General features: G+C 56.5%; 24 protein-coding genes. 11 read left to right on the top strand and 13 right to left on the bottom strand.

The features are described 5' to 3' along the window. Positions 1-16: 16 nt before the first annotated feature. The 12 genes from Q1B46_RS08750 to mdh all read right to left on the bottom strand — a co-directional run bounded on the left by Q1B46_RS08750 (position 17) and on the right by mdh (position 12611). A complete protein-coding gene (locus Q1B46_RS08750) occupies positions 17-865 on the bottom strand; it encodes a TerB family tellurite resistance protein (RefSeq protein WP_299947024.1) in 849 nt (282 codons plus the stop codon). A gap of 164 nt (positions 866-1029) precedes the next feature. Beyond that, the gene (lpdA, locus tag Q1B46_RS08745; protein ID WP_299947021.1) at positions 1030-2418 is read right to left on the bottom strand and encodes a dihydrolipoyl dehydrogenase; all 1389 of its coding nucleotides are present in this window, start codon (positions 2416-2418) and stop codon (positions 1030-1032) included. 73 nt (positions 2419-2491) lie between these two features. Beyond that, positions 2492-2761: a hypothetical protein gene (locus Q1B46_RS08740; protein ID WP_299662896.1), complete on the bottom strand. Its 270-nt coding sequence runs from the start codon at positions 2759-2761 to the stop codon at positions 2492-2494. 2 nt (positions 2762-2763) lie between these two features. Beyond that, entirely contained in the window at positions 2764-4281 is a 1518-nt protein-coding gene (gene odhB, locus Q1B46_RS08735) for a 2-oxoglutarate dehydrogenase complex dihydrolipoyllysine-residue succinyltransferase (protein WP_299947019.1), read from the bottom strand. A gap of 3 nt (positions 4282-4284) precedes the next feature. Further along, on the bottom strand, positions 4285-7242 hold the full coding sequence (locus tag Q1B46_RS08730) for a 2-oxoglutarate dehydrogenase E1 component (protein WP_299947016.1): 2958 nt from the start codon (positions 7240-7242) through the stop codon (positions 4285-4287). Next, positions 7239-7781, bottom strand: a complete 543-nt coding sequence (locus Q1B46_RS08725; protein WP_299947013.1) for a DUF805 domain-containing protein — start codon at positions 7779-7781, stop codon at positions 7239-7241. The genes Q1B46_RS08730 and Q1B46_RS08725 overlap by 4 nt, the downstream gene beginning before the upstream one ends. Beyond that, positions 7778-8431 carry a hypothetical protein gene (locus Q1B46_RS08720; RefSeq protein ID WP_299947010.1) on the bottom strand — a complete coding sequence of 218 codons (654 nt, stop codon included), beginning with the start codon at positions 8429-8431 and terminating at the stop codon, positions 7778-7780. Before Q1B46_RS08720 ends, Q1B46_RS08725 begins: the two co-directional genes overlap by 4 nt. Before the next feature lie 36 nt (positions 8432-8467). Continuing rightward, positions 8468-9349: a succinate--CoA ligase subunit alpha gene (gene sucD / locus Q1B46_RS08715; RefSeq protein ID WP_299947008.1), complete on the bottom strand. Its 882-nt coding sequence runs from the start codon at positions 9347-9349 to the stop codon at positions 8468-8470. Between the two features lie 15 nt (positions 9350-9364). Further along, positions 9365-9877: a hypothetical protein gene (locus Q1B46_RS08710; RefSeq protein WP_299947005.1), complete on the bottom strand. Its 513-nt coding sequence runs from the start codon at positions 9875-9877 to the stop codon at positions 9365-9367. A 5-nt stretch (positions 9878-9882) separates the two neighbouring features. Continuing rightward, positions 9883-11076, bottom strand: a complete 1194-nt coding sequence (sucC, locus tag Q1B46_RS08705) for an ADP-forming succinate--CoA ligase subunit beta (protein ID WP_299947002.1) — start codon at positions 11074-11076, stop codon at positions 9883-9885. Between the two features lie 162 nt (positions 11077-11238). Continuing rightward, positions 11239-11565 carry a hypothetical protein gene (locus Q1B46_RS08700; protein WP_299946999.1) on the bottom strand — a complete coding sequence of 109 codons (327 nt, stop codon included), beginning with the start codon at positions 11563-11565 and terminating at the stop codon, positions 11239-11241. Between the two features lie 83 nt (positions 11566-11648). Beyond that, positions 11649-12611 carry a malate dehydrogenase gene (gene mdh / locus Q1B46_RS08695; protein ID WP_299946997.1) on the bottom strand — a complete coding sequence of 321 codons (963 nt, stop codon included), beginning with the start codon at positions 12609-12611 and terminating at the stop codon, positions 11649-11651. Between the two features lie 160 nt (positions 12612-12771). On the opposite strand from mdh, the gene Q1B46_RS08690 reads away from it, so the two are divergent. Further along, positions 12772-13527, top strand: coding sequence for a sulfite exporter TauE/SafE family protein (locus tag Q1B46_RS08690; protein WP_299946995.1), 756 nt, complete (start codon positions 12772-12774; stop codon positions 13525-13527). Here the strand turns inward: Q1B46_RS08690 and Q1B46_RS08685 are convergent. Continuing rightward, positions 13524-13823 carry a hypothetical protein gene (locus Q1B46_RS08685; protein WP_299946993.1) on the bottom strand — a complete coding sequence of 100 codons (300 nt, stop codon included), beginning with the start codon at positions 13821-13823 and terminating at the stop codon, positions 13524-13526. The two genes, Q1B46_RS08690 and Q1B46_RS08685, sit on opposite strands and share 4 nt — an antisense overlap. Before the next feature lie 177 nt (positions 13824-14000). Between Q1B46_RS08685 and Q1B46_RS08680 the strand changes: the two genes are divergently transcribed. The 10 genes from Q1B46_RS08680 (at position 14001) to Q1B46_RS08635 (ending at position 22244) form a co-directional block, all read left to right on the top strand. Next, positions 14001-14858: a CoA ester lyase gene (locus Q1B46_RS08680; protein ID WP_299946990.1), complete on the top strand. Its 858-nt coding sequence runs from the start codon at positions 14001-14003 to the stop codon at positions 14856-14858. Positions 14859-14864: 6 nt separating this feature from the next. Then, complete coding sequence (locus Q1B46_RS08675; protein WP_299946989.1) at positions 14865-15419, top strand: NnrU family protein; 555 nt, start codon at positions 14865-14867, stop codon at positions 15417-15419. A gap of 12 nt (positions 15420-15431) precedes the next feature. Further along, positions 15432-15638, top strand: a complete 207-nt coding sequence (locus tag Q1B46_RS08670) for a DUF1737 domain-containing protein (protein WP_299662912.1) — start codon at positions 15432-15434, stop codon at positions 15636-15638. Continuing rightward, positions 15638-16672, top strand: a complete 1035-nt coding sequence (locus Q1B46_RS08665; RefSeq protein ID WP_299946986.1) for a MaoC family dehydratase — start codon at positions 15638-15640, stop codon at positions 16670-16672. Before Q1B46_RS08670 ends, Q1B46_RS08665 begins: the two co-directional genes overlap by 1 nt. Before the next feature lie 65 nt (positions 16673-16737). Then, entirely contained in the window at positions 16738-17412 is a 675-nt protein-coding gene (locus Q1B46_RS08660) for a DUF1194 domain-containing protein (protein ID WP_299946984.1), read from the top strand. Between the two features lie 204 nt (positions 17413-17616). Further along, positions 17617-18000: a succinate dehydrogenase, cytochrome b556 subunit gene (gene sdhC, locus Q1B46_RS08655; protein WP_299946981.1), complete on the top strand. Its 384-nt coding sequence runs from the start codon at positions 17617-17619 to the stop codon at positions 17998-18000. Positions 18001-18011: 11 nt separating this feature from the next. Then, positions 18012-18383, top strand: coding sequence for a succinate dehydrogenase, hydrophobic membrane anchor protein (gene sdhD / locus Q1B46_RS08650; RefSeq protein WP_299662916.1), 372 nt, complete (start codon positions 18012-18014; stop codon positions 18381-18383). A gap of 25 nt (positions 18384-18408) precedes the next feature. Beyond that, positions 18409-20217, top strand: coding sequence for a succinate dehydrogenase flavoprotein subunit (gene sdhA / locus Q1B46_RS08645; protein WP_299946979.1), 1809 nt, complete (start codon positions 18409-18411; stop codon positions 20215-20217). A gap of 12 nt (positions 20218-20229) precedes the next feature. Further along, complete coding sequence (locus tag Q1B46_RS08640) at positions 20230-21009, top strand: succinate dehydrogenase iron-sulfur subunit (protein ID WP_299946977.1); 780 nt, start codon at positions 20230-20232, stop codon at positions 21007-21009. Positions 21010-21380: 371 nt separating this feature from the next. After that, a complete protein-coding gene (locus Q1B46_RS08635; protein WP_299946974.1) occupies positions 21381-22244 on the top strand; it encodes a DUF1989 domain-containing protein in 864 nt (287 codons plus the stop codon). Positions 22245-22249 lie beyond the last annotated feature (5 nt).

Genomic DNA, 22249 nt, shown 5'->3' with positions numbered 1-22249 from the left:
CCCCTTTTAAAGTCGTTTACGCAGGCTTTGCGTGGATTGATTGAAACAGGGCTTTGACGTCGTCACCGCTGATCTTCAATCCATGCGCGAGCCTCTGAACGAAGGCTGTTTCGCGTTTATCCAGATCACCATCCGCGCCGATGACCATTAGTACGGCCTGCATAACCAATCGTTTCTGATCAGGTGTCAATCCGCTGCCGAACCCAGCGAACTGATGGTCTGTCGGCTTTTCCTCGGCAAGGTCATACATCCGGCGGATGCGCGCTTCGTCGAAATTCTCTCCGGTCATCTGCTTGGCAATGTCGGCCATCAGCGCGATTTCACTGTTGTCCAATCTACCATCAGCCTTTGCCGCATGGCACATCGCATCCATGGCCTTGATGGCCGCAGGAACTGCACCTTTCATTTCGGCCGTCCGTTTGCTCGTGCGCGCGGTTCTGCCTGCCCACTTGATCCCGGCCAACGCAAGCAAGAGGATGATTGCACCCAGGCCCCAAAATCCTGATATCAGGTCGCCGCGTGACATAGATGGCTGCTCTGGTAGATCTTCGGGAAAATCTCCCAGCACTTTGCCCATTGCCAGTTGCTCTGCACTAACCGGAAAGTAGCTATCGGCATCACACTTGTTGGTGGCCATCGCGTATCCCTTGGAGCTACGCCAGACACCCGCAAAGATGATGTGGGTTTTTTCCGTGAGATGGCACAGAGATAGAGGTTGATCTTTATTGTCTGTAATCTGGCTTTCGGTCACCAAACTCAGCTGTTCGGATGTGCCCCAGAAGCCGCCAGCTCTTTTAGCCTGGGCCGCACTGCCCGAAAACAACGAAACCGTAATCGCTGTTGCACATAATACTAGAAATCGCATTCTTTTGCCTCAAATCAAATTCGGAATCATGGAGAGCTTACGACAATCTAAAGCACTCCATAATTTGAATATTTCAATCTATGGCAGAGCAAAATTTGGGCTCGTGTATGGCAAGAAAAAGGCGGGTCCATTGGCCCGCCGTTCTAGATCATTTACGCCTGTATTCAGCTATGAATCGGTCCATCACCACAGGCCAGGGCGGCCTCACGAACCGCCTCTGAATAGGTTGGGTGGGCATGGCAGGTCAGGGCCAGATCTTCGGCTGAGGCCCCGAATTCCATGGCAACGCAGACCTCGTGAATCAAATCACCCGCTGAGGGTCCGATGATATGCGCGCCCAATATACGGTCGGTTTCTTTATCGGCCAAAATTTTAACGAACCCGTCAGCGGCAAAATTTGCTTTTGCACGACCATTGCCCATGAACATGAACTTACCGACCTTGTAGGCACGGCCCTGTTCCTTGAGGGTCGTTTCGGTCTCGCCCACATTGGCGACTTCGGGCCAGGTGTAGATCACCCCCGGAATGACGCCATAGTTCACGTGGCCATGCTTGCCTGCGACCTGCTCGGCGGCGGCCATGCCTTCGTCTTCGGCCTTGTGGGCAAGCATCGGGCCTTCTGTCACGTCACCGATGGCGTAGATGCCTGGCACATTGGTCTGCCAGTCGGCACCGACTTTGATCTGGCCGCGCGGCGTCATTTCGACACCCAGAGTGTCCAGCCCCAGACCATCCGAATAGGGCTTGCGTCCGGTGGCCACCAGTACGGTATCGGCATCGATGACATGCTCGCTGTCATCCTTAAGCAGCTTGTAAGTCACCTTGGCCTTGGTCTTAGTCGCCTCGGTCTTTTGCACCGCAGCACCCATGACAAACTTCAAGCCCTGCTTCTTTAGGATGCGCTGAAAGGTCTTTTGCACCTCAGGGTCCATACCCGGTGTGATTTCCTTGAGGAATTCAATCACCGTCACCTCGGCACCCAATCGACTGTAGACCGAGCCTAATTCCAACCCGATCACACCTGCGCCGATCACAACCATCTTTTTAGGGACCTTGCCCAGCGACAGTGCCCCGGTCGAGGTCACTACTACCTTTTCATCCACAGTCACGCCGGGCAGCGCTGAAGGCTCGGACCCCGATGCGATGATGATGTTTTTAGCCTCATGCACCTCGTCATCAACCTTGACCTTGCCCGCAGCGGGAATCGATCCCCAGCCTTTCAGCCAGTCGATCTTGTTCTTCTTGAACAGGAACTCGATGCCTTTAGTGTTGCCGTCGATGACCTCGTCCTTATAGGCCTGCATCTGTTTCCAATCGACCGAAGGGCTTTTGCCCTTCAGGCCCATCTTGGCAAAGTTATGCTCGGCCTCATGAAGCTGGTGGCTGGCATGCAGTAGAGCCTTGGATGGGATACAGCCGACATTCAGGCATGTACCGCCCAGCGTCTCGCGCCCTTCGACCACGGCGGTTTTCAGGCCCAGTTGGGCGCACCGGATGGCGCAGACATAGCCGCCGGGGCCTGCTCCGATTACGATGACATCGTAGTTTGCCATTATACTCTCCTAGATCGACCGGATCGCGGGGTATCTGCATACCCTGTGCGACGCGGTCATAGAATACGCTACTTCAAACCGGTTCCAGCAGCTTGATCGAAATATGGGCGATACCACCACGTTCGTGGTGCATCGCCAATTCTTCGGACCCGAAAAAGGCCTTGGCCTTGTCCAGATCCATGACCTCAAACATTGCGATAGCGTGATCGCGCTGATCCGGGTCGCGCCAGATATGCAGATCGCGGATACCCGCAGCCTTGCGCATCGGCTTGTCCTCGCGGAACACTTTCAGCCAGACATCGAAATCGGCAACGTCGGCTTGCCAGAGTACATGTGTCGCCATGATTACAGATCCATCAGCAGGCGGCGTGGATCTTCCAGCGCCTCTTTCACGCGGACAAGAAAGGTTACTGCACCTTTACCGTCTACGATCCGGTGGTCGTAGGATAGAGCCAGATACATCATCGGACGGATTTTGACCTCACCGTTGATGGCCATTGGGCGATCCTGAATTTTATGCATTCCCAGAATACCAGATTGCGGAGGGTTCAGGATCGGCGAAGACATCAATGAGCCATAGACACCACCGTTCGAGATCGTGAAGGTACCACCCTGCATCTCGGCCATCGAAAGCTTGCCGTCACGGGCGCGCTTGCCCTTTTCAGCGATAGCTTTCTCAATCTCAGCAAAGGACATCGAGTCTGCGTCGCGGATCACTGGAACCACCAGACCCTGCGGCGTGCCGGCTGCCACGCCCATATGTACGAAGTTCTTGTAGACGATATCAGTGCCGTCAATCTCGGCATTCACCTCGGGCACTTCTTTTAGCGCATGGCAGCAAGCCTTGGTGAAGAAGGACATAAAGCCCAGCTTCACACCGTGCTTTTTCAAGAACAGCTCTTTGTACTCATTGCGGAGGGCCATCACCTCGGTCATGTCCACCTCGTTATAGGTGGTCAGGATTGCGGCGGTGTTCTGTGCGTCCTTCAGGCGCTTGGCGATGGTTTGGCGCAAGCGGGTCATGCGCACACGTTCTTCACGGTTGGCATCCTCGGCTGCCACTGGCGCGCGCGGAGTTTGGGCAGCGGGGGCGGGCACAGTCGCCGCAGGCGCTGGGGCCGTAGCTGCTGCAGCAACGGCGTTTGCCACGTCTTCTTTCATGATGCGGCCATCGCGCCCCGTTCCGGTGACCTGATCGGCAGACAAACCGGCCTCGGCCATAGCTTTCTCAGCCGACGGCGCGTTCGCCACGTCTTTCCCGGTGTTGACCGCTGCCGGAGCCTCGGTCACTGCCGCCGGAGCTGCTGCGGCCCCTGCAGACGCGCTCGAAATCACTGCGAGTTTGGCGCTGGCGTCTACCGTGCCGCCCTCAGGTGCTACGATTTCGGCCAGAACGCCCGCGGCTGGGGCCGGAACCTCGACCGAAACCTTGTCGGTTTCCAACTCACACAGCATTTCATCCTGCGCGACGCTGTCACCAACCTGTTTGAACCATGTCGAGACGGTCGCCTCGGTCACGGATTCACCCAGCGTCGGCACTATGACGTCGACGCTACCTGCTGCAGCTGCCGGAGCTGCCGCGGCAGGGGTCGGAGCCGCAGGGGCCGGAGCGGGTGCTGCCCCTTCGCCGGCGGCGATCGTGGCCAGCAGGGCATTAACCCCCACGGTTTCACCTTCGGCGGCGACAATCTCACCCATTACGCCAGCGGCAGGCGAAGGAACTTCAACAGTAACTTTGTCGGTTTCCAATTCACACAGCATTTCATCCACGGCCACGGCATCTCCGGGTTTCTTGAACCAGGTTGCAACGGTGGCCTCTGTCACCGACTCGCCAAGCGTGGGAACACGAACTTCGATCGTCATCGCTTAATTTCCTTTGATGCTCAGCGCTTCGTTCACCAGCGCTTCTTGTTGGAATTTGTGTTGGCTGGCCAGACCCGTGGCAGGCGAGGCCGAGGTGGCGCGCCCGGCATAATCCGGACGTGTATGTTTTGCGCCGATGCGGGTCAGAACCCATTCGATGTTGGGTTCGATAAATGTCCAGGCCCCCTGGTTTTTGGGTTCTTCCTGACACCAGACCATCTCGGCCCCTTTGAAGCGCTCAAGCTCGTTGATTAACGAATGGGCGGGGAAGGGGTAATATTGTTCGATCCGCATCAGGTAGACATCGTCAATCCCACGCGCATCACGTTCTTCCAGCAGGTCGAAATAGACCTTGCCTGAGCACATGACGACCCGCTTGATCTTGTCATCCGCGACCAGTTTGGTGTCCGAATTTCCCTTCTGTGCGTCGTCCCACAGCACCCGGTGGAAGCTGGAGCCCGTGGTGAAATCTTCCGCAGTGCTGACCGCCAGCTTGTGGCGCAGAAGCGACTTGGGTGTCACCAGGATCAGCGGTTTGCGGAATGTCCGGTGCAGCTGACGGCGCAGGATATGGAAATAGTTCGCAGGCGTCGTACAGTTTGCCACGATCCAGTTGTCCTGACCGCACATCTGCAGGAATCGTTCAAGCCTTGCGGAAGAGTGTTCAGGGCCTTGCCCCTCAAACCCGTGCGGCAGCAGGGTGACCAGGCCCGACATCCGCAGCCATTTCGATTCACCCGAACTGATGAATTGGTCGAACATGATCTGCGCTCCGTTGGCGAAATCGCCGAACTGTGCTTCCCAAAGAACCAGCGCGTTAGGTTCGGCCAGAGAATAGCCATACTCGAAACCCAATACCGCATATTCTGACAGCATCGAGTCGATGACTTCATACTGCGATTGCCCGGCCCGAATGCCATTCAGCGGATAATACCGTTCTTCCGTTTCCTGATGGATAAAGCCGGAATGACGCTGGCTGAATGTGCCGCGTGTGGCGTCCTGACCGGCCAGACGCACTGGGTAGCCCTCGGTCAGCAACGAACCGAAGGCCAGAGCCTCACCGGTGGCCCAGTCAAAGCCGGTCCCGCTCTCGAACATGTTTTTCTTGTGGTCCAGAAGACGTCCCACAGTTTTATGCAAGGCAAATCCATCCGGGGCCCCGGTCAGTGCCGTGCCGATCTCAGCCAGTGTGTCCGGCGTAATCGCGGTTTCGCCGCGCATATATTCTTCTTTGTTTTTGTCCAGATGAGACCAGCGCCCATCCAGCCAGTCGGCTTTATTGGGCTTATAATCATTGCCCGCGTCGAATTCTTCATTCAGATGTGCCTGGAAGGCGGCCTTCATGTCCTCGATCTCGCCTTCGGGGATCAGACCGTCTTTGACCAGACGTTCGGTATACAGCGATAGCGTGGTCTTATGCGTCTTGATCTTCTTGTACATGATCGGGTTGGTGAACATGGGCTCATCGCCCTCGTTATGCCCAAACCGGCGATAACAGAAGATATCCAGAACCACGTCCTTGTGGAATTTCTGGCGGAACTCGGTCGCCACCTTCGCGGCATGTACCACCGCTTCGGGGTCGTCGCCATTGACGTGAAAGATCGGCGCCTCAACCATCAGCGCGATATCCGTGGGATACGGGCTTGATCGGCTGAAATGCGGCGCGGTGGTAAAGCCGATCTGATTGTTCACCACGATATGCATCGTACCACCGGTTTTGTGGCCCTTAAGACCGCTCAGGCCGAACCCTTCGGCAACCACGCCCTGACCAGCAAAGGCCGCATCGCCGTGCAGCAGAATGGCCATGACCTTGGTGCGATCAGTGTCGTTCAGCTGATCCTGTTTGGCGCGGACCTTGCCCAGAACCACCGGGTTCACCGCCTCAAGGTGCGATGGGTTGGCCGTCAGCGACAGGTGCACCGAATTGCCATCAAATTCTCGGTCTGATGACGCCCCGAGGTGGTATTTTACATCGCCCGAGCCATCGACATCCTCGGGTTTAAAGCTGCCGCCCTGAAACTCGTTGAAGATGGCGCGGTATGGTTTGGCCATCACGTTGGCAAGAATGTTCAGACGACCCCGATGTGGCATCCCGATGACGATATCGCTGAGGCCCAAGGCACCGCCGCGCTTGATGATCTGCTCCATCGCAGGGATCAGCGCCTCGCCGCCATCCAGACCAAATCGCTTGGTGCCCATGTATTTGACGTGCAGGAATTTCTCGAAGCCTTCGGCCTCGACCATCTTGTTCAGGATCGCCTTGCGGCCCTCCTTGGTGAAAGCGATTTCTTTACCATAACCCTCGATCCGTTCCTTCAGCCACGAAGCCTCTTCTGGATTCGAGATATGCATGTATTGCAGCGCGAAGGTGCCGCAATAGGTCCGCTTCACGATCTCGACGATCTGGCGCATGCTGGCCATCTGCAGGCCCAAGACGTTGTCGATAAAGATCGGCCGGTCCATGTCTGCATCGGTGAAGCCGTAGGTCTTGGGGTCCAACTCAGGGTGCGTGCTGGCCGCACGCATGCCCAGCGGATCCAGATCAGCGGCCAGATGGCCGCGGATGCGATAAGCCCGGATCAGCATCAGAGCCCGCAGGCTGTCCAGCACCGCGCGCTTGATTTGATCATCACTTACCGCGACTCCCTTGGCCTCGGCCTTGTCCTTAATCTTTTGTCCGGCAGCGTTGGCGTCAATCTCGGCCCACTCGCCTGTCAACGCCCCTGTCAGATCGTCCGCCGGCATCGGTGGCCAGTCACTGCGCGCCCACGATGGCCCCTCGGCCTCGCGCTGCACATCTGGCGTGGCATCACCCATGGCCTTGAAAAATTCGGCCCAGGCTGCATCCACAGCGCCGGGGTTTCTGGTGTACTGGGCGTATAACTGTTCCAGATATTCGGCATTATGCCCCTGCATGAAGCTGGAGGCGTGGAACTGATCGTTGGGCGAGTGTTCGGTCATGGGGCTACCTCATATGGGTTGGGACCGTATTGATTGGTGCCTGGCTGACTGGGGCGGGCCAGCCACCACAGCACCAGAAGGGGCGACACAAACAGAACGAGAAGTGTCGGTAGGACAATCAACAGCGTGGCACGGGTGAACAGAATGTCCAAACTGCCGCCATGCTGGAAATGCGAGGCGAGACCAATGCCAAAGATCAGAACGGCAAACGCCCCGACAATCAGCAGGATCGGTAACAGAGCATACAGCCCACTGCGCCCGCTATCATGCATCCGCCGCCACGCGACGGCCAGATGTGGGAAGAACACGATCAGGCCAACGATGCTCTGCACCGGTCCAGAGGACGTGGCCGAGACAGATTTGGACGTCGCGGTCTCGGTCACTGCGACCTGAGTGAAGAATTGCAGGTCGATGATCCCGGCAATGATGCTCCAGATCACGATGAACAGGAAAAAGAACCAGTATTCGGGCCGTGAGGCACGGCCCGAGAAGGTGAAGAACTTGGCGAAACAGGTGCGGATGGCGTCGGAGAAGGTCATTCTGATATCTCCGGTTGTGTCACGGCATAACTCGAGTAGACGGATGAAACGTCAACTTCGGTACCTGATACAGCCGAAATACGCTCGATATTCAGAATTGCTCCGTTCAAACTCCGTTTGAGGCCATCGCTTTCAAATGATTGAGGTCGAAGACGGTACACCGGCGGAAGTTTCTGCGGGTCACGTCCGGAATCCCCAAGCAGCTTTTGAAATGAAATTGGCGAGTCCCCATCTTTCAGTGCGATCACGCAATTCACTTGGCCGAATGTCTCATGTTCAAAACTGTCGACGCGCAAAATGCTTCCGCTGTGTTCGAGAACAAACCAACGGTCTTTTTTTTGTGTCCCGTCGACAATCTTTAGATTGCGCACGCCTGCCGCATTCTTGAGAGCAAGCTCCCATGTTTTAGCTATGCGTGGGTCCGGTACGTCACCAAATCCAAATTGATCTGAAAGTAGCGTAGCCGCATAGGACTGTATCGCGCGGTCATCAAGATCGGCGGGAACGCTGGGCGTCCAGCCAATCGTAATGACCGCATCGGTTAGCGTCGCCATATCGGTTATCGACTGGCAAGCGGCAACAGTTTCAGAGGCGATGTCAGTGTTGCTGGCAATAGCAGAGACGGGCGCGGCTGCCACAATGGCAGCCACTAGACAATACAGAAATTTACCGCCCCGGCTCACAGCTTACCCAATCGCTTCCAGCACAGCCTCACCCAGCTGCGCCGGGCTTTCGGCCACGACGATACCGGCTGTGCGCATGGCTTCGATCTTGTCCTCGGCACCGCCCTTGCCGCCAGCGACGATGGCGCCCGCGTGGCCCATGCGGCGGCCAGGAGGGGCTGTGCGACCAGCGATGAAACCCGCCGTCGGCTTGGAGCGACCCTTCTTGGCTTCATCCGCAAGGAACTGCGCGGCTTCTTCCTCGGCCGAACCGCCGATCTCACCGATCATGATGATCGAGTGAGTCTCGTCATCGGCCAGGAACCATTCCAGCACGTCGATATGCTCGGTCCCTTTGATCGGGTCGCCGCCGATGCCCACACAGGTGGACTGACCCAGACCCACGTCCGTAGTCTGCTTGACGGCCTCATAAGTCAGGGTCCCCGAACGCGACACAACGCCGACCGAGCCGCGCTTGTGGATGTGGCCGGGCATGATGCCGATCTTGCAGGCGTCGGGTGTGATGACACCGGGGCAGTTCGGACCGATCAGGCGCGAGCTTGAGCCTTCCAGCGCGCGCTTCACCTTCATCATGTCCAGAACCGGGATGCCTTCGGTGATGCAGACGATCACTTCCATCTCGGCATCAATCGCCTCAAGGATCGAGTCTGCTGCAAACGGCGGCGGCACATAGATCACGCTGGCATTGGCTTCGGTCAAATACTTGGCCTCATGGACCGAGTTGAACACGGGCAGGTCAAGATGGGTCATCCCACCTTTGCCGGGGGTCACGCCGCCGACCATCTTGGTGCCATAGGCGATGGCCTGTTCAGAGTGGAATGTGCCCTGCGAGCCGGTGAAGCCCTGACAGATCACTTTGGTATTTTCGTCGATGAGGACTGCCATTTTGGAGTCTCCTTGTCAGTTTGATGCGCTCAAGGACGCACGAAAGTATTGTTTGCCGTTGTTCACAATCGTGGGTGTGAAGTTCATAACCGAACCTCCGCGCGAGTTTGTTCGAGTCGCGTAGGTGTTCGGATCAACGTCGATTTTCGCATTACCGTCAGTTCCTTGTGTACTTCCTACAGCAAGCAGTAAACCGAGCTCCTCTGGTTTCTCTTTCGACGAGAAAACCATGGAGCAAACTTTGCCGGACGAGCTACGCGTCAGTTTAAAAGACACATCTCGCTTGCCATCGTAAAACGTTCCCGTTTTCGAGTGAGCTTGAAACCCGTTTTGGACAAGCACTTTCTTAGCCTTACGAAAGTTCGGATAAGTTTTAGCGCAGACACCGATAAACAAGTTCGCAGTGTCCTCCAAGCCCAAGCCTTTGGTGCCTGGTTCGAGATCTTGAGCTGAGGCTGAAGACCCGAAGAACGCTGACATCAAAACTAGGCAAGCAGTTGCAAGAGAATGGCGAAAACCTTCGGTCACTTGCCTCAACCCTTAACCGCCTTCACGATCTTCTCGGCACCGTCTTTCAGGTTGTCCGCTGCGATCACGTCCAGGCCCGAGGTGTTGATGATCTCTTTGCCTTTCTCGACATTGGTGCCTTCCAAACGCACGACCAGCGGCACTTGCAGCCCGACCTCTTTCACCGCAGCCACAACGCCCTCGGCGATGACATCACAGCGCATAATGCCGCCGAAGATGTTGACCAGAATGCCTTTGACCTGCGGGTCCGAGGTGATGATCTTGAACGCCTCGGTCACTTTCTCTTTGGTGGCACCGCCGCCCACGTCGAGGAAGTTGGCAGGCTCGGCCCCATAGAGCTTGATGATGTCCATCGTCGCCATCGCCAGACCGGCACCGTTGACCATGCAGCCGATCTCACCATCCAGCGCGATGTAGTTCAGGTCGTATTTCGACGCTTCCAATTCCTTGGAATCTTCTTCGGTTGTGTCGCGCAGTTCCGAAATATCCGGGTGGCGATACATCGCGTTGCCGTCAAAACTGACTTTGGCGTCCAGCACTTTCAGGTCGCCTTTGTCAGAGACGATCAGCGGGTTGATTTCCAGCATCTCCATGTCCTTCTCGACGAAGGCGGCATAAAGCTGGCTCATCAGTTTGACGCATTGCTTGACTTGCGCGCCCTGCAGGCCCAGCGAAAACGCGATGCGACGGCCGTGATAGGGCTGATAACCCGTCGCGGGGTCAACCGAGAAGGACAGAATTTTCTCGGGCGTCGCGGCGGCCACTTCTTCGATGTCCATGCCGCCTTCGGTGGAGCAAACGAACGAAATGCGGCTGGTTTGGCGATCCACCAGCAGGGCCAGATACATCTCGGTCTCGATGCCCGAGCCGGCCTCGATATAGATGCGGTTCACCTGCTTGCCTGCTGGGCCGGTCTGATGGGTGACCAGCGTGCGGCCCAGCATCTTTTTGGCTTCCTCGGCAGCTTCTTCCACCGATTTGGTCAGACGGACACCGCCCTTTTCGCCGGCATCAGTCTCTTTGAACGAGCCTTTGCCGCGCCCACCCGCATGGATTTGTGCTTTGACGACCCACAGAGGGCCATCCAGTTCACCGGCTGCGGTTTTGGCTTCCTCAGCGCGCAGAACTGCGCGACCATCGGAGACCGGAGCGCCATAGCTGCGCAAAAGAGCTTTGGCCTGATATTCGTGAATGTTCATCGACATTGTCCCGTCTGACTACGATTACACCGTAGTAGGGGTGTCTAAGCGCCAAATATAAAGAGTTTTTTGACGTGTTATGGGAAATTGCCGAAGATTTTCAGTATTTGTGATCACAGGTTTTTCGGGTGTGATCACAAAAATATACGCGCGTGCATTGAGCTAGTTTTTCAGAAAGTAACGATTCTGTAAAAACCACAGATAAAATGAAATCCCTCCCGCCAAGAAAAGTGGCGCGGTTCGTATAATGGCTGCGAGCAACAGGTCCATCACAGTTGGGTTTCCTCCACCGATTCCGAACGCGAGGAAAAATACCGGGATCAGCCCGACCCCAAGTACGATGCATAGCGCCGAGTAGGCCTTAAGAACTGTAGTGAAAATGCCCCGAGCTTTGCCGGAGGTCTGCCATATCAACAAAAGTAAGAGTGCTGGTAAAGCCAAAACATAGAGAGTGAGCTTTAGTGTTATCAAGAAGATGGTAGTGAACACTAAAACTTCTCCTCTGTAGTTCAAAAAAGAAAAATGCGCGTCCGAAGACGCGCATTCAAGTCGATAGTCAGGATTACCCGACCTTAGGCCAGCGAGCCATCGATGCCCTTACAAGCCTCGATCAGGCCTTTCACGGCGTTGACCGAGTTGTCGAAACCGGCCTGTTCTTCTTCGTTCAGCTTGATGTTGACGATACGCTCAATACCACCGGCACCGATAACTGTGGGCACGCCGACATACATGCCGCTCACACCCAGCTCGCCATCGCAATAGGCGGCGCAGGGCAGAACGCGTTTTTGGTCTTTCAAGTAGGCTTCGGCCATTTCAATAGCCGAGGTGGCAGGCGCGTAGAAGGCCGAACCGGTTTTTAGCAGGCCAACGATTTCGGCGCCGCCATCACGGGTGCGTTGAACGATGGCGTCCAGTTTTTCCTGCGTGGTCCAGCCCATCTCGACCAGATCGGGCAGCGGGATGCCGGCAACGGTCGAATAGCGCACTGATGGCACCATCGTATCGCCGTGACCACCCAAAACGAACGCGGTGACGTCGCGCATCGAGACGTTGAACTCTTCCGACAGGAAATGGGCGAAACGGCCCGAGTCCAGAACGCCCGCCATACCGCAGACCTTGTTATGCGGCAGACCCGAGAACTCACGCAGTGCCCAGACCATCGCATCCAGCGGGTTGGTGATACAGATAACGAACGCATCCGGAGCATTGGCAGCGATACCTTCGCCGACCGACTTCATGACTTTCAGGTTGATGCCCAACAAGTCGTCGCGGCTCATGCCCGGCTTGCGGGGGACACCGGCGGTCACGATGCAGACGTCGGCGCCCGCGATGTCCTCATAGGACTGGGTGCCTTTCAGATTGGCATCGAAGCCTTCCGACGGGCCAGATTCGGCGATGTCCAACGCCTTGCCTTCCGGGGTGCCTTCGGCGATGTCGAACAGGACAACGTCACCAAGTTCTTTCATTGCGGCGAGGTGGGCGAGTGTCCCGCCGATCTGACCTGCGCCGATCAGCGCGATCTTGGGTCTGGCCATTTGGAAAATCTCCGATGGGTTTTGAAATCGCGGTTGTGCTAGTCGCTAAATGGCTTTGTTGCAAGGGTCCAGCGGCGCGGCATGCAACCGCATACCGTTGCGGCGCCTGACCGGATTGCGCTAAAGGTCTTGTGAGACAGGTCAAATCAAGGGACGTCGCATGTTCGAACTGAACCTGATGTTTTTTGCGGTGGCGATCCCGGCGGTGATATTTGCAGGGATATCCAAGGGCGGTTTTGGGTCCGGCGTGGCCTTTGCGTCTTCGTCGATTCTGGCGCTGATACTGACACCCGGGCAGGCGTTGGCGTTGATGCTACCGATCCTGATGGTGATCGACCTTGCAACCCTAAAGCCTTATTGGAAGCGCTGGAGCTGGCCGGATTCACGCCTGCTGATCCTTGGTGCAGTGCCTGGCATTGCGCTGGGCGCGTGGCTCTATCGGGCAACCGATGACGATCTGCTGCGGTTGCTGATCGGCGGGATTTCGGTTGGCTTTGTGATCTGGCACGTTGCCCAGACAAGGGGCTGGGTGCGCGGCTTTACCAATCACTTGCCACCTTCGGCAGGATTGTTTGCCGGGCTGGTTGCCGGATTTACCAGTTTTGTCAGCCACGCGGGTGGCCCGCCCGCCGCCGTCTATCTGCTGTCCCAACGCCTGTCGAAAACCGAATTTCAGGCCACGACGGTGCTGGTCTTCTGGGTAATCAACGCGGCGAAATTTGTGCCCTTCGCATATCTGGGCCTGTTCACCTGGCACACCGCTCTGGCTGATCTGCTGCTCACCCCGTTCGCCATCCTTGGCGCTTGGCTGGGCGTCCGGGCACATTTCATGCTATCCGAACGCCTGTTCTTTGGCATCGCCTATGTCCTGCTGACCCTGACCGGAAGCAAATTGATCTGGGACGCCTTGGTCTAGGCGTTGGGCGGCAACGCCTCGGCCAATGTCTCATAGGATCGGCCCGAGGCGATCAGACAGGTCACACCCTCGGGCAAGGTTACAACAATGGTCCAGCTGCCGGTCTGATCCGAGGCAAAAACCTCCATCACCGCACCCCGACGCGCGATTCCAATGCCTCGGCGGGTTTCGCCATAGGTTTTCGCCAATCGTTTGATCACATCCGCGCGCGGCGCGCAGCTTTGTGCGCTGACCTGCTGCGCAGCCAATACCATGATGCCCAACCCGATCGTCGTATTCAGCAATATCTTCTTCATCAGTCACCCCTTTCGATTCCCTTCTGAAAACAGCGTGCTGCAGGCTGAAATAAATCGCGTTAAGGCTGCGCGCGTTGCGTCACGATGCTGGGATGCTGCGCTGCGGCGATTTTGCTCTTGAACTTTCCATCAAAAAATGCCCCATTCCGCGCAATATTATTTCAATGGGAGAGTCCCGTGGATCCGCGCCAACGCCCCTATCGTTCCGTACTTTATATCCCCGGCTCACGAGATCGGGCTTTAGATAAAGCGCGCACATTGCCCGTGGATGCGATCATCTTTGACCTCGAAGATGCGGTTTCTGCCGATGAAAAAGAAAACGCACGCGAGACTTTGAACGCGGCTCTGGCCGAGGGCAATTACGGCGCACGGGTCAAGATCGTGCGGATCAACGGTCTGGACACCGAATGGGGGCGCGCCGATGCTGAAGCAGTCCGCGATATGGATGCGGATGTCGTTCTGCTGCCCAAGGTGAACTCGGCCGCGGATGTGGACGCGCTGGCTGCCATAACCGGAGACTTGCCGATCTGGGCGATGATGGAAACGTCGCGTGGCATGCTGAATGCGGCTGAAATCGCAGCACATCCGCTGATGGCAGGATTCGTCATGGGCACCAACGATCTCGCGAAAGAGCTGCAGACCCGCTTCCGCCCCGATCGCCTGCCGATGATGACTTCGCTAGGTCTTTGTCTGCTGGCCGCAAAGGCAGAAGGTCTGATCATCGTCGATGGCGTCTACAATGCTTTCAAGGATGCCGATGGTCTGCAGGCCGAATGTACCCAAGGCCGCGATATGGGTTTTGACGGCAAAACGCTGATCCACCCCGCGCAAGTCGAGATCGCGAATACGGCCTTTGCGCCCTCGGAAGATGAGATCGATCTGGCCCGCCGTCAGATCGCCGCCTTTGAAGAGACCGAGGCACAGGGGCAGGGCGTCGCTGTTGTTGATGGCAAGATTGTTGAAAACCTACACGTTGTAACTGCCCGTGAAACTCTGGCAAAAGCAAAGGCGATAACAGCTTTGCAAGCGGGGTAAGCCAGCATGGGCTTTGTTCTTCTGATTCTTGGTGTGGCGTTGTGGTGGGCCGCACATCTGTTCAAACGCGTGATGCCTGCGCAGCGTGCGGCGCTGGGCAATGGCGGCAAAGGCGTGGTTGCGCTGGCGTTGGTTGCGTCGATTCTACTGATGATCTTCGGCTATCGCATGACCGATTTCATCTATGTCTGGGCACCGCCAACCTTCTTGATTCACATCAATAATCTGCTGATGTTGATCGCGTTTTATATGATGAGTCCGGCAGGTCAGAAAGGCCGCCTTCTAAACAAGCTTCGTCATCCGATGCTGGGCGGCTTCAAGCTTTGGGCGTTTGCGCATTTGTTGGTGAATGGCGATCTGGCTTCAATTGTGCTGTTTGGCGGCTTGCTGGCCTGGGCTGTAGTCGAAGTGATCGTAATCAATAAATCCGAGCCAGAGTGGACCCCGGGTGAGCCCGGCACCTATGGCAAGGACGCGATGTTCTTTGTGGCCTCCATCGTATTGCTGGGCATCGTGGGTTATATTCACGGGCTGGTTGGCCCATCTCCGTTCGGCGGGTAAGAGGTTGATACAATGGCGAAACTATATCGTTTGTTGACTGAGGAAGACACATCGGCTTTCTGCCACAAGGTCTCAGACGCATTGGCAAAGGGGTGGGAGCTGTATGGCGATCCCTCTTATGCGTTCGACGCTGCCAATAACGTGATGCGATGCGCTCAGGCGGTTATCAAAGAGGTCGATTCCGACTATTCCGCTGAGATGAAATTGGGACAGCAATAATGGCAAAAACCAATCCGGGTAACTTTTTTGAGGATTATTCTGTCGGACAGGTGCTGCATCACGCCGTGCCGCGCACCGTGACAAATGGCGAGCGTGCACTGTATCACGCGCTCTACCCGGCGCGTCACGCGCTTTATTCCTCGGATGAGTTTGCCCGGAATTGCGGACTGCCGCAAAGCCCGATTGATGATTTGGCGGCCCTTCATGTGGTCTTCGGCAAAACGGTGCCCGATATTTCGCTGAATGCGGTGGCCAATCTGGGGTATGCCGAAGGGCGCTGGCTGCGACCGGTCTATCCCAGCGATACACTGCGCGCCGAATCCGAGGTGATCGGCCTCAAGCAGAACTCGAACGGCAAGACCGGGGTTGTCTGGGTTCGTACGCGCGGCCTGAACCAGCGCGATGAGGTCGTTATCGAATATGTGCGCTGGGTGATGGTGCGCAAATCGAACCTCGATGCGCCCGCGCCCAAGTCGGTTGTGCCCAATCTAAAAAAGGCGCTGGATGTCAGCGATCTTGATGTGCCTCATGGTCTTGATTTCTCAAACTATGATTTCACTCAGGCGGGTGAGGTGCATCGCTGGGGGGACTACGAAACAGGCGAGAAGATCGATCACGTCGATGGCGTGACCGTCGAAGAGGCCGAGCATATGCTGGCCACTCGCCTTTGGCAGAACACCGCGAAGGTGCATTTCGACCTGACATTCCGCCCTGAAGGTCGGCTGATTTACGGCGGCCATGTAATCTCGATGGCGCGCGCCTTATCGTTCAACGGCTTGGCAAATGCGCAGATGATCGTGGGATTGAATGGCGGTGCGCATGCCAATCCTTGCTTTGCTGGCGACACGATCAAAGCCTGGTCCGAGGTGTTGGACAAGGCTGAAACCGTTACGCCCGGTGTCGGTGTCGGTGCTGTGCGTCTACGTCTGGTCGCCACGAAAGGCGGGACGCCATTTGAACTGCGTAACGAAGAAGGCAAATACCTGCCTAACGTGTTGCTTGATCTGGACTACTGGGCCTTGATGCCAGTGTAGGTCAACAGCCTGTCCAGTGACGTCGAAGTGATCGCGCTAAACGAAATTCATGATACGTTCGGGTCATGATAGTGTTGCGGTCACTTGTTACGACGCTTTGTTTGACTTCGCAGGCCTATGCCTGTGATCTGGCTCTTGCATTGGCTGTAGATGTGTCAGGGTCGGTTGATTCCGAGGAATATCGCATACAGATGGACGGGCTTGCCGCCGGATTGCGGGATCCGGTTGTGTCCGAAGCACTGGTACGAGGTGAGGCACAATTGATGCTAGTGCAGTGGACTGGCAGTTCGCGCCAACGGATTACGATACCCTGGACCCGGATCGACAGCTTTACAGCGCTCGACGGTTTTGCAAACCAGGTCGCCAATGACCCGCGTGTTTGGCGCAATTTCTCGACAGCGATTGGTGAGGCGCTTGAGACCACCATTGCCAGTTTTGGTGACATGTCCATGTGCAAACGACACTTGATTGATCTGTCAGGCGACGGTGTTTCAAACGAAGGCGTCGAACCCGCAAAGCTGCACGCCAAACTGAGGGATAGCGGGATTACCGTGAATGCAATCGCAATCGAAGAAAGTGAACCAGAGCTCACCGCCTATTTCTTCGAAAATGTCATCGTGGGTGAGGGCGCTTTTGTTGTCTCAGCCGCGGGCTTCGCCGACTACCCCGAGCGTATTCGAAAGAAGCTTTTGCGCGAAGTCACTCAGCAAACGGCACACGTGGGATCACCCTTGCAATAGATTCGTGATCACATCGCTTTATCGTTGAAATCGCTAACATTGGCTGTATCAGACACCATTTGTGATCACGAGATTATTTCGCGTGATCACAAAAGTGCCTAATCGATGGTTTTGCGTTAAATTTACTGGATTTTGCACGTGCAGCACGTGACAGGGTCGCAAAAACCAGTAAAACATTCGGTAGCCAACCGAAAAGGAGCCAACATGGCCGATGTAAATCGGGGCAATCGCCCTCTTTCACCGCACCTGTCGATCTATCGTCCGCAGATGACATCGATATCTTCGATCATGGTCCGCATAACTGGGATCGCGTCGTTGTTGATCGCCTTTTTTGTTGTTTGGTGGTTATTGGCGGCAGCGACATCTGAAGGTGCGTTTGCATTTATCGATGGCCTGATGCGCAGTTGGCTGGGCGATCTGGTCATGTTCGCAGCAACCTGGGCGATCTTCTATCACATGCTGGGGCGGTTGCGGCACGTGATCTGGGATTTGGGCTATTGCGTGAATGTCGAGGTGTCCGAGAAGCTGGCAATCGGCATGTTCGTGCTGGCCACCATCCTTACCTTCATCACAGCGCTTGCGGTATAAGGAGTTTCGCCATGCAATACCTCACGGAACGCAAACGCGCACAGGGTATGGGAGCAGGCCGTCAAGGCACCCATCATCATTGGCAGATGATGGCCAGCTCAACAGCGTTGGTTTTTCTGGTTCCTTTATTCGTGTTCACCTTTGCCGCTGGGCTGGGTGGAACCTACGAAGAGGTACTGGCCTACTACAGCCGTCCCTTTCCAGCCATCGTGACAGCTTTGACATTGGTTGTCGTCGTTCTTCACCTTGTGCGTGAAACGCAGGTAGCAATCGAAGATTACGTTCACGGCGTCGCTGAAAAACTGAGCCTGATGGCGGTGGCGGCTTTCGGATACACGCTGATTGCTGCGGGGCTTTTCGCCCTTGTTAAGCTCGCCCTTTGAGAACGTGCGGTAAGGATCACCTAAGATGACAGCAGCATATGAATACGAAACCCACGAATATGACGTGGTGGTTGTCGGTGCCGGTGGCGCGGGTCTGCGCGCAACTCTGGGCATGGCGGAACAGGGACTGCGCACCGCGTGTGTGACCAAGGTATTTCCAACCCGTTCCCATACTGTGGCGGCGCAGGGTGGCATCGCCGCCTCTCTCTCGAACATGGGCCCCGACCATTGGCAGTGGCACATGTATGACACCGTAAAGGGCTCGGACTGGCTGGGTGATACGGACGCAATGGAATACCTCGCTCGCGAAGCTCCAAAGGCGGTTTATGAGCTTGAGCACTACGGAGTTCCCTTCAGCCGGACCGAAGAAGGTAAGATATACCAGCGCCCTTTCGGCGGCCACACCACCGAATTTGGTGAAGGCCCTGCCGTGCAGCGGACCTGCGCCGCCGCCGACCGAACCGGCCACGCTATCCTGCACACGCTCTATGGCCAGTCCCTGAAGAACAACGCCGAATTCTACATTGAATATTTTGCCATCGACCTGATCATGTCCGAGGATGGGCAATGTCAGGGTGTTGTCTGCTGGAAGCTCGACGATGGCACGATGCATGTGTTCAACGCCAAGATGGTGGTGCTGGCGACCGGCGGCTATGGCCGCGCCTATTTCAGCGCGACCTCGGCCCATACCTGCACGGGTGATGGTGGTGGCATGGTGGCCCGCGCGGGCCTGGCGCTGCAGGATATGGAGTTTGTTCAGTTCCACCCGACGGGCATCTACGGCTCGGGTTGCCTGATCACTGAAGGTGCACGTGGCGAGGGTGGTTATCTGACCAACGCGGAAGGTGAACGGTTCATGGAGCGGTACGCGCCCCAGTACAAGGACCTCGCGCCGCGTGACTATGTCTCGCGTTCGATGACTATGGAAATTCGTGAAGGCCGAGGCCATGGCGACAACGGTGATCACATTCACCTGAACCTCAGCCACCTGCCTTCTGAGGCGTTGGCAGAACGCCTTCCGGGGATTTCTGAATCCGCACGCGTGTTTGCTGGCGTGGATGTCACAAAAGAACCGATCCCGGTTCTGCCGACGGTTCACTACAACATGGGTGGCATTCCGACCAACTATTGGGGTGAGGTGTTGAATCCAACGGCTGACGACCCGACTGCAGTAGTCCCTGGCCTGATGGCAGTGGGTGAGGCTGGTTGTGCGTCGGTCCATGGCGCGAACCGTTTGGGTTCGAATTCGTTGATTGACCTAGTGGTGTTTGGTCGAGCGGCGGCTATCCGTGCCGGTAAGGTGGTGGATGCAGAGGCGCCGAACCCTGTACTGAACCAGCCGTCGGTTGATCAGGCATTCGACCGCTTTGATGCGGTGCGCAACGCAAGCGGTTCGGTGCCGACTGCCGATCTGCGGCTCGAGATGCAAAAGACTATGCAAGAAGATGCGGCCGTCTTCCGTACCGCCAAAACCATGGCTGAAGGCGTTGAAAAGATGACCGCGATTGCGGCCAAGATGGATGACCTGAAAGTCTCAGACCGTAGTCTTGTCTGGAACAGCGACCTGATGGAATCGCTGGAGCTGACCAACCTCATGCCAAGTGCGCTTGCGACAATCGTAGGGGCTGAGGCGCGCAAGGAATCCCGCGGTGCACACGCCCACGAAGACTTTGCCGAGCGTGATGACGAGAATTGGCGCGTACACACCATCAGCCGTGTCGAAGGCAACAAGGTCGATCTCAGTTATCGCCCCGTGATCGTCGACCCGCTGAGCACCGAAGCCGAAGGCGGCATCAGCCTGAAGAAAATCGCGCCCAAAGCGCGTACGTTCTAAGGAGAGGAACTAATGGTACAACTGACCCTCCCCAAGAATTCCCGGATCACCACCGGCAAGACCTGGCCCAAGCCCGAAGGCGCGTCCAATGTGCGCAAGTTCCAGATCTATCGCTGGAACCCCGATGATGGGCAGAACCCGCGCGTCGATACATATTTCGTCGACATGGATACCTGCGGACCGATGGTTCTGGACGCGTTGATCAAGATCAAGAACGAGATCGACCCGACGCTGACCTTCCGCCGCTCATGCCGCGAAGGTATCTGTGGGTCTTGCGCGATGAACATCGACGGGATCAACACGCTGGCCTGTATTTACGGCATGGATGAAATCAAGGGCGACGTTAAAATCTATCCGCTGCCGCATATGCCCGTGGTCAAGGATTTGATCCCTGACCTGACCCATTTCTATGCCCAGCACGCTTCGATCATGCCGTGGCTGGAAACCAAGACCAACCGTCCGGCGAAAGAGTGGAAGCAGTCGATCGAAGACCGCAAGAAGCTGGATGGCTTGTATGAATGCGTGATGTGCGCCAGCTGCTCAACTTCGTGCCCGAGTTATTGGTGGAACGGGGATCGCTATCTCGGCCCTGCCGCGCTGCTGCATGCCTATCGCTGGATTATCGACAGCCGGGATGAGGCGACGGGTGAGCGTTTGGATGAGCTTGAAGATCCCTTCAAACTCTACCGCTGCCACACAATTATGAACTGTGCCAAAACCTGTCCCAAAGGCCTGAACCCCGCCAAGGCGATTGCCGAGATCAAAATGATGATGGTTGATCGGGCAGTTTGACTTGTGACACAGCACTTGCCGGATCTCGGCAAGTGCATGTTGTCGCTGTAATACTAAGCAATGCGTTTGTGCCAATGCCGCCTGACGGTTCAGTGCGGGCTTGATAAACTCGCCGCAATCGGCAAAGCAGATGCATGCCTATTTTTCTGCTTCTTCTTGCCGCCGGTGTTTTTGCCTATTTCCTTTGGCGGTCCCGCACGTCGTCTCTGACGCGCGACTGCAGGTGGCGGCAGCATCGAAGCGAGGGCGAGTGGCGATGCGCGTTCTGTGGTGCGGTTTCGCATTCTGATGCCGAGCCAACACAATGTTTGAAAGGGCAATAACTGCAGTTTGGGCTTTTCCGTCGGGATGAACTGAGCCACTGTCCGCCCATGACAGAATCTCGGAACACTCCCCGCCCGCCCGCAGATGCTGAAGCGCGCCGCGCGATCGCACCTGTTGTCTGCTACCCGAACGATGGGTTGCCAAAACCCGATCTTGGACTTTACCAGACCGCTCGCGCTGGTGCGCAGAAAACAGGTGAGGTGTTGGTCCCACCACGGGATGCAGGTTGTTTTGAGGTGCCAGCCGGGCATTTCTTTCGGATCACCTCGGTCGAGGGTTCGCAGGTTGGCGACCTTAATTTGTGGAACCTCAAGGATCTGTCCGAGCGGTTCTATTCCGGCAAGACACGTGCACTGCACGGTACACACATCACGACGGGTGAGCGTATGTGGTCAAGTTTTCCGCACACACGCCCCATGGCGACCATCGTTGCGGATACGCTGGGTTGGTACGGGATTGACGCATTTGGCGGGTCGGTTCATGACGTGATCGGCACGCGATGCGATCCCTATACCGGCAATCTGCTATCAGGAACTCAGTATCATCACTGTTGTCACTCGAACCTGACGCGCGCGCTGGCGGATCATTTGGGTATTTCGTTGGCCGAAGCAGAACCTGCCGTTCATGACGTGTTGAACGTGTTCATGTGCACCGGCTTCACGCGCGATACAGGGCAGTATTTCATGAAGGCTTCGCCCGTTCGCCCCGGTGACTATCTTGAGTTTTTTGCTGAGATTGATCTGCTGGGAACTCTCAGCGCGTGCCCCGGCGGTGATTGCTCGTCAGAGCACTCATCGGATACGGCATCGTGCCATCCTTTACTGGTCGAGACCTTTGCCCCGACCGAAGGCGCACTTGAGGGTTGGAGCAGCCCCGCGCGCAACGGATATGACGGCACGCATGGGCGTTAGGCTCG

The organism is uncultured Ruegeria sp. (genome assembly GCF_947500045.1).
GTDB lineage: Bacteria > Pseudomonadota > Alphaproteobacteria > Rhodobacterales > Rhodobacteraceae > Ruegeria.
This window is presented reverse-complemented; position numbering and strand designations above follow the sequence as displayed.